General features: G+C 30.5%; 15 protein-coding genes. 6 read left to right on the forward strand and 9 right to left on the reverse strand.

Annotated elements, in window-relative coordinates:
* Positions 1–246 precede the first annotated feature (246 nt).
* Both NEF87_RS24085 and NEF87_RS24090 read right to left on the reverse strand, forming a co-directional pair.
* Positions 247–594 carry a hypothetical protein gene (locus tag NEF87_RS24085; protein WP_457917834.1) on the reverse strand — a complete coding sequence of 116 codons (348 nt, stop codon included), beginning with the start codon at positions 592–594 and terminating at the stop codon, positions 247–249.
* A 144-nt stretch (positions 595–738) separates the two neighbouring features.
* Entirely contained in the window at positions 739–1,713 is a 975-nt protein-coding gene (locus NEF87_RS24090) for a hypothetical protein (protein ID WP_371804079.1), read from the reverse strand.
* 52 nt (positions 1,714–1,765) lie between these two features.
* Between NEF87_RS24090 and NEF87_RS24095 the strand changes: the two genes are divergently transcribed.
* Both NEF87_RS24095 and NEF87_RS24100 read left to right on the forward strand, forming a co-directional pair.
* Positions 1,766–2,743 carry a hypothetical protein gene (locus tag NEF87_RS24095; protein ID WP_457917835.1) on the forward strand — a complete coding sequence of 326 codons (978 nt, stop codon included), beginning with the start codon at positions 1,766–1,768 and terminating at the stop codon, positions 2,741–2,743.
* A gap of 125 nt (positions 2,744–2,868) precedes the next feature.
* Positions 2,869–4,170 carry a hypothetical protein gene (locus NEF87_RS24100; RefSeq protein WP_457917836.1) on the forward strand — a complete coding sequence of 434 codons (1,302 nt, stop codon included), beginning with the start codon at positions 2,869–2,871 and terminating at the stop codon, positions 4,168–4,170.
* Between the two features lie 11 nt (positions 4,171–4,181).
* Here the strand turns inward: NEF87_RS24100 and NEF87_RS24105 are convergent, their stop codons facing one another.
* Both NEF87_RS24105 and NEF87_RS24110 read right to left on the reverse strand, forming a co-directional pair.
* Positions 4,182–4,421, reverse strand: a complete 240-nt coding sequence (locus NEF87_RS24105) for a hypothetical protein (protein WP_371804082.1) — start codon at positions 4,419–4,421, stop codon at positions 4,182–4,184.
* Positions 4,422–4,519: 98 nt separating this feature from the next.
* The gene (locus NEF87_RS24110) at positions 4,520–6,283 is read right to left on the reverse strand and encodes a DUF835 domain-containing protein (RefSeq protein WP_457917837.1); all 1,764 of its coding nucleotides are present in this window, start codon (positions 6,281–6,283) and stop codon (positions 4,520–4,522) included.
* 236 nt (positions 6,284–6,519) lie between these two features.
* Between NEF87_RS24110 and NEF87_RS24115 the strand changes: the two genes are divergently transcribed.
* Complete coding sequence (locus NEF87_RS24115; RefSeq protein WP_457917838.1) at positions 6,520–6,936, forward strand: secondary thiamine-phosphate synthase enzyme YjbQ; 417 nt, start codon at positions 6,520–6,522, stop codon at positions 6,934–6,936.
* A gap of 233 nt (positions 6,937–7,169) precedes the next feature.
* Entirely contained in the window at positions 7,170–7,790 is a 621-nt protein-coding gene (locus NEF87_RS24120) for a CDP-alcohol phosphatidyltransferase family protein (protein WP_371804085.1), read from the forward strand.
* Here NEF87_RS24120 and NEF87_RS24125 read toward each other — a convergent pair.
* The 4 genes from NEF87_RS24125 to NEF87_RS24140 are packed head-to-tail and all read right to left on the reverse strand — an operon-like array spanning position 7,787 to position 11,234.
* Positions 7,787–8,611 carry a hypothetical protein gene (locus tag NEF87_RS24125; RefSeq protein WP_457917839.1) on the reverse strand — a complete coding sequence of 275 codons (825 nt, stop codon included), beginning with the start codon at positions 8,609–8,611 and terminating at the stop codon, positions 7,787–7,789. The genes NEF87_RS24120 and NEF87_RS24125 overlap by 4 nt on opposite strands.
* A gap of 9 nt (positions 8,612–8,620) precedes the next feature.
* A complete protein-coding gene (locus NEF87_RS24130) occupies positions 8,621–9,619 on the reverse strand; it encodes a hypothetical protein (RefSeq protein WP_457917840.1) in 999 nt (332 codons plus the stop codon).
* A gap of 43 nt (positions 9,620–9,662) precedes the next feature.
* Positions 9,663–10,646: a hypothetical protein gene (locus NEF87_RS24135; RefSeq protein ID WP_457917841.1), complete on the reverse strand. Its 984-nt coding sequence runs from the start codon at positions 10,644–10,646 to the stop codon at positions 9,663–9,665.
* Between the two features lie 42 nt (positions 10,647–10,688).
* Positions 10,689–11,234 carry a Rab family GTPase gene (locus NEF87_RS24140; protein WP_371804089.1) on the reverse strand — a complete coding sequence of 182 codons (546 nt, stop codon included), beginning with the start codon at positions 11,232–11,234 and terminating at the stop codon, positions 10,689–10,691.
* Positions 11,235–11,445: 211 nt separating this feature from the next.
* Here NEF87_RS24140 and NEF87_RS24145 point away from each other — a divergent pair, with 211 nt between their 5' ends.
* A complete protein-coding gene (locus tag NEF87_RS24145) occupies positions 11,446–12,048 on the forward strand; it encodes a hypothetical protein (RefSeq protein ID WP_371804090.1) in 603 nt (200 codons plus the stop codon).
* Positions 12,049–12,062: 14 nt separating this feature from the next.
* Here the strand turns inward: NEF87_RS24145 and NEF87_RS24150 are convergent, their stop codons facing one another.
* Positions 12,063–12,854: a HEAT repeat domain-containing protein gene (locus NEF87_RS24150; protein WP_457917842.1), complete on the reverse strand. Its 792-nt coding sequence runs from the start codon at positions 12,852–12,854 to the stop codon at positions 12,063–12,065.
* A gap of 239 nt (positions 12,855–13,093) precedes the next feature.
* On the opposite strand from NEF87_RS24150, the gene NEF87_RS24155 reads away from it, so the two are divergent.
* On the forward strand, positions 13,094–14,725 hold the full coding sequence (locus tag NEF87_RS24155; RefSeq protein WP_457917843.1) for a hypothetical protein: 1,632 nt from the start codon (positions 13,094–13,096) through the stop codon (positions 14,723–14,725).
* The last annotated feature ends 103 nt before the right edge of the window (positions 14,726–14,828 follow it).

Here is a 14,828-nt window from a genome sequence, read left to right on the forward strand (position 1 = left end):
ATTGAGTTTTACTATATTACCTCTATTTCTTCCTTTATTGAAGAAACAAGATTTTCATGGGATAATAAAATATTCCCCTCTTAATTGCAAAATAACGAATCCTAAAATTAAAATGATCTTTTTTTACATATTCAGTTAACTAAAACAATAAACAATTGGGAAGTTTCACCCATTTTATTGATATATTCTATGATGTCTTTGATGAAAACAAACAAATTTGAGGGATTACAAAATATTCAAAAAGTATCATATTTTAAAAACAATTTTTTCATGTTTATCATTACTATTTGGACACAATTCTTTACGTAAATCTTCAATTTCTTCCATTAATTCAATGATTTTTTGATTATTGAATAGATCTGAATACATATTAAATAGTTCCATATTAGTTAAGACGATATTTCCTGTCTTTTTTATTGATCTTCCTGATGAATCAACTGGGTTTATTTCAATTCCTAAACGTTCGGGGACATCTTTCTTAGCAGGAATCTTTATGATTTTTACTCCCGGAACATTAGTCTCTGTTTTTCCCCAATCTTCTAAAATATTTAGAAGATTTTTGAGTTTTGAATTGATATCGATATTATCTTCCATTTTGTATCTCCACCACGAAGAAATTGAATCCCATTATATTTTAGATATTCAAACCTAAAGGGATATTGTATGGAAAGAATTGAGAACCTAAATAAAATAGGAAAAGAAAGGCTTTTAGGTAAAAAAAATAATAAAGCGATTTAGTTAATTTTTCCAACTATTTATGATGTTTTTTATACTCCTTTCAACTGAAGTCAGCTTTTCGACTAATGAATTTGCTTGAATTATTTTTTTCTCAAGTTCTGCTAATTCTTCTAATTGAGCATCATCTTCTAATACATCCGCTAACTCAACACATCGATTCAATTTTTTAATTTGAGCTTTATAAGGAAGATAATTCACAAATTTTCCCAAATCTTTGGAAATACTCATCATTTGGGACCTGAGTTCCTTATTTGCTGAAGGAATTTGTTTAATATCCTCAATTTTTAGTTTAATATAGTATTGTAACGGAAGATCACTAATTTTTCCGGCTAAATCATAACATTGAAGGAAATTTTTTTCTGCACCTCTGTAATTTCCTGTTTTTGCATCTCTTCTTCCTTTTTCATAGAATTCAACAAATTTAGCGGGCAAATCCTTGGCCATCTTGATCAATTCTTGTGCTTGCTCAAAATCCCCTTCATCAATCAACTTGTTTGCTTTGGCACTTAGGTTTTTAGTAAGAATTTCGGAATTTAATACTTTTTCTAAGATATTTACTTTAGCATCATAGATATTATGCAATTTAGTTTTTAAGTACGCTTGGTCCTTATAATTATCAAATAAATTGCGTTTGATCTCGGATGAAATGGTTTTTACAATTTCAAGAGATTCTGAAATCTCAAGTAAACTTATTAAATGGAAAGAATGACCCTCTTCATCTGAACCTAATGTTGAAGCATGAAATTTCAAAGGAAATTGGCGAACATTCACTTCTGTACCATTTTCATTCATATTAAGACGTTCAATTATTGAATCAATGATGGTTTTTTCAGGTACATCGCTTGGATCTGGGACATATTTAGCAATGATTTTCCAAGTATTGGTGTATCCTAACCCATTTTCTTCTTCTGAATCGTCTTGTTCGGTTTTTTTTTGCATTTGATCCGACTTGACAATGATAAACCCTTTGATCATTTTTTCAACTCCATCATATATATTATCAATAAGGCATTAGACAATTTAATACATGCCATGGAAAGGATATGAAAAAGTAGAATCAACAAGAATGGAATTTTTCTCAGGTATTAGTTCTTGCCTTCTTATAACTGGACCTTCAAAAAACCACGCAAAACAATATGCAATGGAATTTTGCGCTCAATCCTCATTGCCTTATGTTGGTTCTGAGGCTGGAATTCATTCCATAATTCAGCCTTCAGAAACACCGGACCATCGTTGGGGTGTTTCTTGTAGCGTTTGGGTTTCTTTAAATTCTAATTCGATCGAAAAAACCATTGTTAAGCTTGAAAAGCATCTCTTTAGGCGAATTCGTTCTTCTATCATTCCAAAATTAGATGTACGGGTTTTTGGATGGGATTCTTTCAAAAAGGACAATGATATTCCATTGTCAACAATAAAGAGTTCAAATTTTCTTAGTGATTTTGGGGGGAATTATGCAAAAATATTGTCCAAATTTAATAAAAAAATGTACTGTATTCCTTGTATGGCAGGAGATTTTTTAATAGAAGATATATTACACGTTTATTCGGGGTATATGGGTGCGAATCTGTTTATTTTTTTTACTTCTCTACAAGAAGCTCTTGAAGCTGAACCTCTGTTAAAAAAATTACTCCTTTCATATCCAAGTGTATGTCAAATCTATGGGTTTGCTGCTTCTGGAACAAAATTTTATTCTTCTGACAACAATACTCTACCAGATGCTTTGAATAATTTTAAAGATCCCAAGAATCAAATCCAAAGTAATTTCCTATACTGTCCTTCTCTCAAATCTAAGTTAAAATCTGTTTCCAAAGTACCTGCTAATGTTAACTGTATCCCTGAAGTAATATTGAACGGTTTTTCGGTTGAAACTCTTAAAATGGTATTGAAATCAATTATTGATTTTTTAGTAAATAATTCTGCTGTGATTAAAATAAGTGCTGGATATTATAATGAAAAGCTCGGAACCTTTACTATTAAATTGAAAGACTTAATTTCTTTGAAATAAAAGATTAATTAAATAAAGATCGGTGAGAAAAAATCACAAAACTTCAAACCAATTTGAATCGAGCTCAAAAATCACTTAATTTAACCAACATACTTGAAATAATTTCTGCTACTAAGAACTTAATCTTGGAAAATCCCACTTCTGATATAGATAATTCTCAACAGACACTTGATTTAATTGAAAAGATTACTTTACAACAAATTAAAGATCGAACAGAAGAATTAGGAAAAATTTTCTCAAAATGTGAAGAGCTTTATTTAGCTGGTGATTTAATTAATACTCAGCACATTTTGGGTTTTTTACTTTTTCAAGTATCCAAATTTGGGATTTCATCTCTTCAAAACCAAGTTAAAATTTTTGATCGAAAAGTTAGTCGAAGCTTGCATATTTTGGAAGAATTGTCCAAACTTGGTTTGGAATCTCCTAGTGAGCTTCCCCCGATGATTATTCAGATACGTTATGCAAAATTAGAAACGCTATGGGAAGAATGCCAAAACGAAGAATCTCGAAAAGATTCAATTCATCCAGATATCGTTGCGAGAATAGAAAATGCACAAAAATCACTTGACGTCTATATGAGCAAATATGGAATCAGTAAAATCGATCCAGCGGATAAAAAGTATCAGAAGATGTGGTCTACCACTAAAACTTCATTGGATCTGAAAAGTAAAGAAATTCGTTTCAATCACCATATATCTACTGCTCAAAAGATAGAATCACTTCCATTAGCAAAAATAGAACTTGAACGCGCTTATAAAATGATCCAAGAACATCCATCCCATTTTGCCTTGGAAAAACAGCGAAATCTAATAGATATGATTGCAGAAATTGATAATCAATTGCAAAACGTTGAAGAAGATTCAAAATCATTTTTAAATTCCACTTATCAACTTTTACGTGAGTTTCAATTTAAAAAAGCCCGGCAGAAACTTGATGACTATAAAATTGACCTTGAAAGGAAAGGTTTTTTTGATCATGATTCAAAAATTAAAGAATTACTGGAAAAATGTACTGCTAATGAATTTTTGTTTGAAAATTTATTGGAGGTTGAGAAGATCTTTGAGCAAAATGATCTCTTGGGGGCAAAAGCTGAAATATTAAAATTAATTGAAATCATGCAAGATATGGATAAGGCTGAGTTATTAATTGATACTTTAAAGACACGAATTCTATCTCTGCAGCAAAAAATGAACAAGAATGCTTCTACTGGAAATATTTCTTCTAAACCTTTTGATCCATTTGATGAATTAGAACCAATCAAATCTGCTATCCCTGAAGAAAAAGATGAAAAAACCCAAATTCATTCCAAAACATCTTCAAAGCAAATATCTAAAAAAAAAACATCAAAAACAGAGAATTCAGAACAAGTTAAAAAAGAAAAAGACGCGTTAGACGCATTGGATGATCTATTCGATCAAGACTTGTAAAACCTTCAATTCTAAAATGCTTTATTTTTTTTTAGAAATTCTTCAATAATTTTAGGTTCACGATTAAAAATCTGTGAAATAACGGCTAAAGCAACCTCTTTTGACATACCCATACCAACGTAATCTTTAAATAATTGAATCCATGTACTTTTATCACTGCGATATTCGTCTGGGTGTTCGGATTCAATATGGCGCCAATAAGGATTTTTTAATGAAATTCCACAATAGGGACATTTTCGTTCTTCTGACATTTTCATGATTCCTTTTGTTACGGTTTTTTTTTATTTATATATTTTTAATATAATCTGTTTTTCTTAAATGGTTTGCTATAGTTTAGGAATTTTTACAACTATTTTTTTTTCTTCAATATTTCTGAACCACGTTTAAGTAAAGCAAATTCTTTAGAATCAAAAGCATCAGGATCTATTGTAGTAATCGATGTCCCGTTATAAATGGTGATATTTTCACTTAAAACTTCATAAAATTGGATTATTTTTTTAAATTCATTATAAATCGTTAGATATTCCAGACAATCAATCAAAATAATACTTTTTTCATTTTTAGTACTAGCTTCCTTCAAAAAAGCTTTCAGCAAATGCAATATAATCTGGAGGTTTGGTTGGATATATCGTTTATCTTCATCAACAATTGAATTATTCACCCAAACGATGGGCGTTTCCTTCAGAGAATATTTTTTCCGGATTTTTTCTGGATGAAGACGGGAAATTACTAAACCCAATTTACCCGAATGTACTTGGTTAATAAAAGAATTATAGGGTATGTCCATATCAGAATCCATGAAAATATATGATGTTCCTAAGATTAAATCGGTAAATTTTTCCACTACTTGGTTTTGTTTGGCTTTAATTTGAGGTTGTTTAATTGGTTTTTCATGTACAGGTGTAATCTTCATTTTAGTAATTTCTTGTTGAAGTTTTACATTTTCTTCTTTCAATTTTTTCTGATATATCGTCAATTCCTTTTCGTATTCTTTTTTAGTCGTGATATCTGAAAATCTCATTAAAAAAAAGTGTTGTTCCGTAACCATTTGGAGGGGTATAATTGATAGAAGAAAAGTGCGTAATTTTCCCATTTCATCCAATAATTCCACTTCTTCGTCTCGAACTTCTTCATTTAAATGGATCATTCTCTTTATTGGACATAAATCTGTGTTACATTCGGGGCGTTGAAAGATTTCCGAGCAGAGTAAAGCTATAGGTTCTTTAATTCGCAGAGGGTTTATTCCCCTGAGATGAACAGTGGCATGGTTGATTAAACGAGTTTCCAAATTTTCATCAACGATCAGCATCGGATCAGGAATGGACTGAATTATTTTCTCTAATTGATTCGCCAAATTAATTTTTGCCCGAAATTGAGTTATTTCGCGAAGAGTTACCAACATCAATCTATATGTGTGGGAAAAATCATTGATGGGAATAATATTTGCAAAGTAAACTTTCACACCAGATGAAAATCGTGCGATTATTTCTTTATCATTTAGAGGCATCATATTTCTGGTCGATAAATCAATGAGATTATTAAGATGAGGCCAATTTAATTCAGGGAAAAAGTCTGTATATTTTTTATTTTTGATATCATCTTCATTTTTTCTTAAGAGCATTAATCCTCGCTTATTGATATACTGAAGATAGTGATTTTCTAGCGATATCACAAAGAAAATTTCATCAATCTGTTCCAACATCTCATAAAGAAGAAATTCACTTTTTAATTTATCTGAAATATCCGTACAAACTAAAAGAAAAATCCGATCTTCTATTTCTGATGCTGGATTTAAACAACGTCCAGAAATTAACACAGGTGTATACTCTTCATCAGAAGAAATTAGTATGGTTTCAAGGGGTTTTTCTAAGGAACTTAAAGACAATAAGTATTCTCTTAGAGATCCTCTGGAATTTCGCTTAACCAACTGATAAATATCAATTGAAGGTGGATTTTGGGGCATTGGAAATTCTTGTGCATCATCTGGTAAGTAAAATTCCCAAAATGATTGATTTGCCCAAACCAACTTATGAAATTTGACAATGAGAACTGGAGACGGTAAGTTTTCTAAAATTTCATCCATTGTTAGACTATTTCGGGTTGGTTTGGACATAAAAGCATCTCATTTAAAAATAAAATTGGGAAATTTCTTCCTAGATTAAGGTGTTTCAACATCGCTTTTATGAATTGACTTCAAAAATAAAATAAAAATTAATGTGAAAAAGATTCCAATTTCCATACAACTAAAAAATTCATTTATATACAAAATTTTTTCACTAATTATCCAAAAAAAACATTAAAAAACAATAAAAGTTAATTTAAAAATACGTTTATTAACTAGTGAAGGCAATGTTCGTAGAAAACAATTTATTTAGTATTAAATCTTCGAAAAGAGAACAATTCATATCAATTACTGAAGATATTAATAATCTGGTTTTAAGATCTGGAGCTGAAGTTGGTGTTGTAAAAATTTTTATCCCTCACACAACTGCTGCTGTGACTATAAATCAAAATGCGAACCCTGATGTTATCAAAGATATACAAACTATTCTTGCCAGTAGCATTAAAGGACATCGATTACTAAATGCTGAAGGAAACTCGGATAGCCATTTCAAGTCTTCATTGTTTGGAGTATCTTTGGAAATTCCTATTGAAAGAAGAAAAATGATCCTCGGAGAATGGCAAGGTGTTTTTTTCTGTGAATTCGATGGTCCCAGAACACGAAAGGTTCATGTTCAAGTCTGGGGGCACCAAGAAAAACGATAATTATTTTCATTTTTTAAAAAACCCAAAAATATGATCATATCATGGACTGTCCTCGATGTAGGATTTGTGGAAATCGAATTAGGATGAAATCCATTAAACGAAAGGGTGGATTTCATAAACATACTAAATTTCAATGTCCTCAATGCGGGTTTATTCGAATGAAGAAGAATCAATGAATGATTTTAATCAAGAATATCTCTATTCTTATATAGATCAAAATCTTAAGATATTTTATGCTTCTTCAAATGAAGAAATATTCGGGAAAGCTTTTATCTCCTTTGGGGAAAAAAATTTCACATGTTCCTGCGAATTATATAACAATATGTAGCTTGGTCTCATGTATTGTTGTTTGTATATCACTTGCTTTTCAAATATTACCCCTTGCCATAATTTTTCTTTTCTTAATTGAATTTTTTGATCAACTTGATGGAGTTGTTGCTCGAATTCAAGGGGCTACGAAATTTGGTGCTTTTTTAGACTCTACGTTGGATAGATATGGTGATATTTTCTTATATGTTGGCATTATGCTTGGAAACTATACAGAACCTTGGATCGTCATGCTTTCCCTTGTAGGTGCATTTTTAACATCTTATACCCGAGCTCGAGTGGAAGCTTTAGGAATTTCATCTTTAGGTGGAATTGGGTTGCTGGAAAGAACAGATCGTGTACCCATATTAATGATTGGAACTATATTCCAATTTTGGTTTAATAATGCATTAGAATGGACTGTGATAATTTTGATGATTGGTGGTCATTTCACAGCGATTCAAAGAATTTTCTATGCAAATCGCCATCTCTCCAAAATTCGAGATAAAAAAATCGAAAAAGATCCTGAAACTTTATCCCCTAACTAAAACTCTTCAATAATATCTAACAATGTTTTTTCTATCCAATTCCAATCTGGTTCATTCTTGTGTAATTCAATATAATGAATTGTCTCATGAAAGAGAGGGTAGTAGAACTTGCTTAATGAATTTAGTACATTGGTAGTATTAAAAGGAATCTTTCCATTTTCATCATAATAATTCCCTGAAAAACTACATTTGTAGGGAAGGGCTGAAACCCATTTTTTTCCTAATAATGTAAATATCTCTTCATCTTTAGTGATTGATTTAAGGGGTTGAATGAGATTTATTCCTTCTTTCTCCAATAGGATTTTTAAAAGATCTAAAACTTCGGGCAATTGATTTAATTTTTTCCGGGTTCCATGAATATCCCGTTCACCAGTAATAAATTTTGCGACCTTTAGATGATGGGCTATAGGAACTCGCATCATATGAAAGAAAAGATGGCAGGCGGGACAAGGAGAGAAATAGTGAAAGTGTTTTTGAACAATAGCTAAGGTTCGCACAATAAGGAGATCAAATAATGAACTGACATCTAAATACATGAATTCCGTTTTTTTTATATTTAAAAGTGCTTTATCGTTGCTAATATATTCAAAATGCTCTGTTGGTTCATCAATATTTCCATAAAAAGACCGGTGGTTAATCCCAATACCAACTAATTTTTTGATACTCGATTTTTTCGCAACTTGAAGAATGGCTGCAATACTATCTTTTCCAGCAACCTCTGCAATAATTGTTTCAGAAGAATCGGAAGAATTTTTTGAATTTATTTGATAAAAATCACTAAAATTAAGCATCACGGATTTAGCTGACTGTAATTTTCCCATAATACCTTTTTATTTGGATATCAATTTTAATCTTCTTCCCAAACGGTGCCAAAAAGAAATTAATTCCTTTTTTGTGAACGATGGGTTCACTTCAAGAACAAAAAATCGCTCTTCAGTTTTCCATTCAGCTTCGCTTTCTTCAAGCCAGTTCATTATTCGATGACAATTCTCAAAAAACGCTTTATAAAGAAATGGTAATCTTTTCAACGGAGGATCTGCTTTCGTGTAGGGTAGAAGATGTTGATCTGATGAACCATCATTGGAATGAATATGAAAAACAAGTACATGGGGTAGGAATTTTTCAGAATGATTCATCCATTCTTCTTCACCATTTCCATCCCTTTGTTGATATAAGAGATAATGTCCGGTATCAAAGCAAAACTTGAAAAATGAAATTAAATGACCCTTTCCAATTTGTTTCAACTCTATTTCTAAGGATTCCCTAAGAATTATTAAATTACTAAGACTTTGAAAATAGGCTCCACTTTCTTGGGCATTTTCAATGCAAAGATAAAGTGGTGCATCTTCTAGTACTTTAAGCACTTTCTGATCAGTTAACTGACTGATGAATTGCTCGGTAGTATCTTCAATATTTGAAGGAGGGTGCAGTATGATTCCTTTTGATTTTGATAAAGAACACAGCTCCATTTGCTTCAATAATGTAGGAATAAATCCTGAATTAGGGGGTAATTGATCTTTTCGATATGGAATATGACATAGGGATTGAAAAGGTATTTTACAGTTCTCGATTACCCTCAAATATCTTTCGCGAAAAGTCTGATTTACCAAAAATCCATTGCATTTTTTAAAATGAAAGCTTGCTCCAATATGCTTTGGTATTTGAGCTGCTTCATGGATTTTTTTTACCCATAAAACCAAATCTGTGAAAATATTTTCAAAGGAATAAGTTTCAATTTCAAATATTGATATCCATGCTTCATCACCGACAAAAACCCGGCTGTCCAGTTCATAACCTGCAAAATATTGACGTTTATCTTTGAAGTACATTGAGATCAACCAGGAAAAATTTTACGAGAATTACTAAAATTCATTAAAATAATGCATAAGCAATTTTCTCTAATAATGTTAGTTGTGGTTTTTTTTTATCCTTGAAAAATTGCGAAATTTCAACCGATTGGGAATACATTTCCGAAAATTTATTTGAGAAAACATCAATGATCTCTTTTTGTCGTGATATAAATGCCCCTAAAAGAGTATTGCTTGGATCTACAGAATATTGCAGTAATTCTTCATCTTCCTTAATAATAAAATTTCCTATTGTATTTTGAGAAACCCTTACCTCAATGTTTGGGTTCATTTTTTCTGTGAGAATTTTTAGTTCTGAAGGGTCAATTTTAGTTTGTGCAATTTTTAGAATCGTTTCCTCTAAATATTCTTCTGAAAGAAGCACATTGAAGGTGTGATTGGGAAAATCTTTGTTCCATTTCTCAAGAATTTCACCAAAATTAGCATATCCATTTTTCTTTCGATATGCTTTTGATGAAAGAAGGCTATATAGGTGTTCAATGAAATCAATCTTTACTCTGAGACCCTTAGAGATAAAAATATTTTTTTCAGGACCCCCTAACAGTTCATTGTTAATAAAATCAATTGGTTCATTATCACCTAATATATTAATATATTCTACTGGTGGAAGACTCGGTTGTTCTGGGATCAAGTTATAAGAATCAATCATGCTTTTAAACTGCATTTCACAATTTGTTATTTTTTCATTTGATTCAATTCGAATTTGTTTAATTTTATCTGAAACGATTTTTTCCCAAGAAGTAATAGGATCATTCAAAATGACTTTCATTGGTCGTGAATAAACTTGAACAAGTTCTAAATCCTTGAGAACACTAAATATTTTGTAAATACGTTTGAGAGAGAGTCCTAAAGTTTGATAAATGGACTTTGGATCTTCAATAGTATGGTTTTTAATTAAATAATCATAAACTATTTCTATCCCTTTTTCATTGATATCTATCGCATCAAAAAGATCGACTAATTTTGAAAAGGGGTTTTGATTTTCCATTCTATTTTTCTCCCAATTTTTTTATACTTGATTCTAATGAACCTAGTTTATAGATGCCCTATCCATCATATAATTTGTGATTTTTGAGAAAACTTCTTCAACATTTTCTCCCGTAAGGGCACTAACTTCAATATATTCTATTAAGTTATTTTGCTTCGTCGTTTGGAGACCATGTTCCTTTGGTATTTTCCGAAATTCTTCTAAGTCAACTTTATTTCCAACTAAAAGAATTGGTATACTGCCATTACGTTCTTTTACAATTGAGATCCAGCTATCTAAAGCTAACAATGTATCTGGTCGGGTGAGATCGAATAAAAAGAATGCTCCCGAAGACCCCAAACAATATGTTGGTAGTAGAAAACGGAAACGTGATTCTCCCCCTAAATCCCAAATTTGTAATTTAACCCGTTTATTTTCCCCTTGTTTATTAATAACTTCAACAGTTTTTACATAAAATTCGACCCCTACTGTTAATTTGATTTCAGGATTGAAAACTCCAGAAATGAATCGATCTGAAAGGGAGGTTTTACCAGTTGATGCTGAGCCCAACATTAAAATTTTAAATGTGTAATCAATTGTTCTTGCCATTGTTCTTCTTCCGGATTATGTACTCTTTATTTTTTAAATTACTTTTTTTTTATGTTGATTTAATGGGTTTAGGGGTATTTTATCTTAAAGCAAACATATTCATTAATTTTTGTGTTCTTATTATTTATTATTGTGAAACGGAAAAAAAAGGCTTCTGTCTTTTCGAGCGAAAAGAGTATTTTTTTTATAGAAAAAAAAATTGGTTCTAATAATGGTTACAATAAAATTTCTTAATGAAGCATCCACCACAGTCGCTGTAAAGCGAGAATTTTCCGACCATAAAGAGCATTTGCTAATAATTTCTTCATTTTCATTAATCACAATTGTTTTGATGATTGCAAATTATATTTCTACTCAGAAAATACCTCGTTTCTATTATTCATATTTGGTTATTTTTCTATTAATTATATTGTACTTCATTTTTCCCACATCGATATTGATAATAGATTTGGAAAAAAACCGGTGGGATATTAAAAAAATGCTTTATTTTATCCCATACAATCATCAAATTGGAAAAATTTCTGACATCTCAAGATTTGTGAGTTACGAAATGGTTGATCATAGAAAGAAGAATCCAAAATCAAAGCTGTCTTATCGAAAAACAAAATATTATTCTTCTTTTGAAATTTGGGGTTTTAGGGATTCTGATGGGAATATCCTAAAAAATATCTTTTCTAGCAGAACTGTTTACATTTTTTCCAGTCATGAAAAAGAACTACGCGAAAATAACCGAATTGGGCTTTCCTTAGAAAAATACTTTACTACATTGAAGATTCCCATCGAATATGAAGCAATTCGGGAGATTGAACATTAATTCTTAATTTAACTCTATTTAAAATTTGAAATGATTAGTGCCCGAAGTGGAAAGTGTGTTTCTTTTAACAAATGTTCTTTTAATATTTTTCTCGCTTTTTTTCCACCCAAACGTGTGATGCCTTCAATGACTGCTTTCCGCACGGATATATCTGGATCATCTAACATAGTTTCAAATTTTGATACTAACTTCCTATCTTGTGTTTCAGCCAAAGTAGAAATTGCTTGGATTCGCTCAAGAAAATCGGTATTATTGAGTTTTTTCTGTGCAACCTTGATATTTTTAGGATTGATTTGAAAAATTAAATTTTCCGTCAATTCACGTCGCTTAGGATTTCTATCTGAAAGATTTTGCTCTAATATATTTTCAATATTTCCTGGATTTGCAAGTAGGCATCGAATTGTAAGTTGTCTTAAAGGCTTGTGATTAGAATAAATAAAAGGTGCAATCAGTCCGGTGTAGGATTCATCATGAATTTTTTGAATGAGTTGGACTCCAATCATGCAATAGAGTGGTTTATTGGATCGAATAAAAAATATTATCATTTTATGAATTGCGCCTTCATCTTCAATTTCATGTAATGCTTCAAAAAAGAATGGTAGGCACTCAGAAGGAATTTTTTCGATAATATCATCAAGATAAGTTTTCAAATTTGCACTTGTTATCCGATGTAGATCCTCCACAAGAAAAATCATGATTTGTTTAAGTTCAACCGAATTAATCTTTCCTTGCGAATTCTCTACAATTTGCTTGATATATTCCAGTGTTTGTGCATTTTCAATGCTTTTTTTATCAATTACTGTCATTTTTTCTCAAATATTCAAAGATTATCGTTATTATTTTAATAATTTTGTCGGAAGATCGATTCATTGTTAATTTACTTTTTTCATTCTTACGAAATATAAATTATTGTCCATGAAATTAATATCCAAATGAAATTAGAGATATTTGGTTAATAAATTGAATTATTGGGGGATTGTTACTATCTCCAAATTTGTATAGATTATTATCGCATTTTTTATTGTTTTCCAGAAAATCTGAATAGGTGAAAATAATCACAATTCAACCAGTTTATGAGAATCCATCCTTAAGAGTTACAAAATATAATTTAAAATCTGAAAACGAAACAAAAGAACTAGAATCGTTCATAAAACTTACTATTCCAAAATGGTACAATACATCTTTGAAATCGTTTCACCTCTCGTCTGATGAAAATTGTACGAGTTATGTATTCCGTTCCAAAAAATGGAACAACAATCAAATTTTGGCGATATTTAATGTTCAATGGATAAAATACCCTTCCGATTCTCCTTGGATCAATCAAATTCTCCTTTATCCACTAATTGATCCTGAAATTTTTGTTAAAAAATCTGAGATTTTTACAGAGATAATGAATAATGGCGGAATAAACCAGCTAATTGAGGCACATTGTCGATATGAAAATATCAATTTCTCTTCTATTGGATTTACTATGTTAATACTCCCAGAAAAAAGTTTTCTAAAATCATTTATTAATTCAATCTCAAATATAAATTGGGATACTCATTTGAACTTGGCTGATTACTTAGGTTATGATGCTAATTCTGATAAAACTCTGCTAAATTCTACCTATCACTTGATCAACAGAAATGATCAATTTAATGAGGATTTGTCTATCACTAAAAAAATGAAAACTAAAATGGACGGAAGTATTACTCTTTTTGAACAATATTTGCAGAATAAGAATCCTTTCCAACTTGAGAAGATGGGTAAATCATTTCAAAAGCTGCTTGATATCAAGTTATATTATGAGTACCTTATTCCATTTTTTCAAAAAAAGTTAAAACACTATAAACAGAGTAGAAAAAAAATTTGGGCCAAATATTTTATTTTCAGTAAATTTCAATTTACTCCTTATCTTCATAGATTGTGTTTTGCCCAAAATTTTAATCTATTTAAGAAATCTGGACTGAGGATGCGCTTTTTTAAAACTTCTTCTCACCAAGGTCAGCAAGTTATTGAAGATTATCAATATTCCATTTTAATGTGTCTTTTTGAGTGTCTTGTTTCAGAAGGTAGCAGTTTCCCAGAATTAACTGACGATAATGGGAATTTAAGATCAGAAATATTTAATATTTCAATTTTAAAGAAATTCATGGGTGAATACTTTGGTATCTTAGAATTTAATATTGCAAGTAAAGGTAATTCCCCAGAATGGATATTTATTGGCTTATCTTTTGTAAAAAGAAAGAATCAAACACCTCATATCTTATCTAGCACATTGCTCTTTCCAAGTTGGTTTCGTGGATATGGTTTTGGCCAGTTTCTTGCTTTGATTGGTATGTTTCAATGTGAAAATGTGGGTATTGGGAAAAAATTTGAAGTTCTAGGAACATCAAGGAACGTAATGACAAATAGATTAGTGGACAAAATTGGGTTTTTCCGTTATGGATATCTTCCTAATATGTCATTTGATATCACCGGACATAAAACGGATCTATCGTACTCAGTAGGAATGAATCGAACATTCAAATTAACCACAAAAGCATTAACTCAATTATCAACTGATGATTTTAATAACAAATTAAAAAGGAAAATTAAAAGAGCATATAAAATCAATCAAAAAACATTCAAATATTTTCAAGATGAATTGATAAAAAAAAAAAAAATTTCTCCATTAATCTTAGCGCCATATTGAACTAGATAGTTTTGTTTTTATCTTCACAGAAAGCACAATTTTTTAAAACTTCTAAAAATAGTGATAGATAATAGAAAAGATTAAAAATCGATTCTTACGCAAA

The organism is Candidatus Lokiarchaeum ossiferum, assembly GCA_025839675.1.
GTDB classification, from domain to species: Archaea; Asgardarchaeota; Lokiarchaeia; order Sigyniarchaeales; family Promethearchaeaceae; genus Lokiarchaeum; species Lokiarchaeum ossiferum.

Excerpts from the sequence above, each read along its gene's own strand:
- NEF87_RS24085 (WP_457917834.1), bottom strand. The coding sequence starts at position 594 with ATGGAAGATAATATCGATATCAATTCAAAACTCAAAAATCTTCTAAAT.
- NEF87_RS24090 (WP_371804079.1), bottom strand. The coding sequence starts at position 1,713 with ATGATCAAAGGGTTTATCATTGTCAAGTCGGATCAAATGCAAAAAAAA.
- NEF87_RS24095 (WP_457917835.1), top strand. The coding sequence starts at position 1,766 with ATGCCATGGAAAGGATATGAAAAAGTAGAATCAACAAGAATGGAATTT.
- NEF87_RS24105 (WP_371804082.1), bottom strand. The coding sequence starts at position 4,421 with ATGTCAGAAGAACGAAAATGTCCCTATTGTGGAATTTCATTAAAAAAT.
- NEF87_RS24110 (WP_457917837.1), bottom strand. The coding sequence starts at position 6,283 with ATGTCCAAACCAACCCGAAATAGTCTAACAATGGATGAAATTTTAGAA.
- NEF87_RS24115 (WP_457917838.1), top strand. The coding sequence starts at position 6,520 with ATGTTCGTAGAAAACAATTTATTTAGTATTAAATCTTCGAAAAGAGAA.
- NEF87_RS24120 (WP_371804085.1), top strand. The coding sequence starts at position 7,170 with ATGCTTCTTCAAATGAAGAAATATTCGGGAAAGCTTTTATCTCCTTTG.
- NEF87_RS24125 (WP_457917839.1), bottom strand. The coding sequence starts at position 8,611 with ATGGGAAAATTACAGTCAGCTAAATCCGTGATGCTTAATTTTAGTGAT.
- NEF87_RS24130 (WP_457917840.1), bottom strand. The coding sequence starts at position 9,619 with ATGTACTTCAAAGATAAACGTCAATATTTTGCAGGTTATGAACTGGAC.
- NEF87_RS24135 (WP_457917841.1), bottom strand. The coding sequence starts at position 10,646 with ATGGAAAATCAAAACCCCTTTTCAAAATTAGTCGATCTTTTTGATGCG.
- NEF87_RS24140 (WP_371804089.1), bottom strand. The coding sequence starts at position 11,234 with ATGGCAAGAACAATTGATTACACATTTAAAATTTTAATGTTGGGCTCA.
- NEF87_RS24145 (WP_371804090.1), top strand. The coding sequence starts at position 11,446 with ATGGTTACAATAAAATTTCTTAATGAAGCATCCACCACAGTCGCTGTA.
- NEF87_RS24150 (WP_457917842.1), bottom strand. The coding sequence starts at position 12,854 with ATGACAGTAATTGATAAAAAAAGCATTGAAAATGCACAAACACTGGAA.